This is a genomic window from Cohnella sp. GbtcB17, assembly GCF_019091135.1.
Taxonomy (GTDB): domain Bacteria; phylum Bacillota; class Bacilli; order Paenibacillales; family Paenibacillaceae; genus Cohnella.
In genome coordinates, this window is sequence record NZ_JAGXJW010000195.1 from 1 (window position 1) to 366 (window position 366).

3 tRNA genes and 1 rRNA gene are annotated in these 366 nt (G+C 55.2%); all 4 read right to left on the minus strand.

Annotated elements, in window-relative coordinates:
• Positions 1–2 precede the first annotated feature (2 nt).
• Positions 3–74 (minus strand) — tRNA-Glu (locus KVT38_RS33575).
• A gap of 20 nt (positions 75–94) precedes the next feature.
• A tRNA-Ser gene (locus KVT38_RS33580) sits at positions 95–187 on the minus strand.
• A 4-nt stretch (positions 188–191) separates the two neighbouring features.
• Positions 192–267: transfer RNA gene (locus KVT38_RS33585), tRNA-Asn, on the minus strand.
• Between the two features lie 22 nt (positions 268–289).
• Positions 290–366, minus strand: a 5S ribosomal RNA gene (rrf, locus tag KVT38_RS35920); the annotation flags it as partial.

The window sequence follows — 366 nt, forward strand, 5'->3', positions numbered from 1 at the left end:
GGTGACCCGTGGGGGAATCGAACCCCCGTTACCTCCGTGAAAGGGAGGTGTCTTAACCGCTTGACCAACGGGCCATACGCATTAAGTAAGTAACTGGCGGAGAGAGAGGGATTCGAACCCTCGAGACGCTTGTGACGCCTACACGATTTCCAATCGTGCTCCTTCGACCAAACTCGGACATCTCTCCATGATGGCTCCCCGAACAGGACTCGAACCTGTGACAACTCGATTAACAGTCGAGTGCTCTACCAACTGAGCTATCAGGGAATATATGAAATTGTACTGCTCGGCCTGGCGACGTCCTACTCTCCCAGGACCCTGCGGTCCAAGTACCATCGGCGCTGGAGGGCTTAACGGTCGTGTTCG